The sequence below is a fragment of the Adlercreutzia sp. DFI.6.23 genome (assembly GCF_024462535.1).
Lineage (GTDB): Bacteria > Actinomycetota > Coriobacteriia > Coriobacteriales > Eggerthellaceae > Adlercreutzia > Adlercreutzia rubneri.
Window position 1 is genome coordinate 1 of sequence record NZ_JANGBP010000168.1, and the last position, 408, is coordinate 408.

1 rRNA gene is annotated in these 408 nt (G+C 58.1%); it reads right to left on the bottom strand.

Annotation, left to right across the window (positions count from 1 at the left end):
* Positions 1 to 189: 189 nt before the first annotated feature.
* Positions 190 to 408, bottom strand: a 16S ribosomal RNA gene (locus NE591_RS12845); the annotation flags it as partial.

A 408-nucleotide genomic window follows, 5' to 3' on the forward strand; every position in this document is an offset into this window, starting at 1 on the left:
ATCGTCTATTCCATGATGCGAGCACCCATCGAGAACCTAATCAGCTTAGGAAATTGATGTTGGTGTTGATCATGTTGACATTTTCATGTCACGCGCTATGCAACTGTCAAGGTGCGCGGGGACTCTCGCTCGGAGCCCTCGCAGCCGGATGCTGGGGAGGATGAGAACGGCTCTAGGTTGTCTCCCTAGAAAGGAGGTGATCCAGCCGCACCTTCCGGTACGGCTACCTTGTTACGACTTCACCCCCCTTACCCTCCACACCTTCGACGCCTCCGCCCCAGAAGGGTTCGGCCGGCGGCTTCGGGTGCAGACGACTCGGGTGGTGTGACGGGCGGTGTGTACAAGGCCCGGGAACGTATTCACCGCGGCATGCTGATCCGCGATTACTAGCAACTCCGACTTCACGCA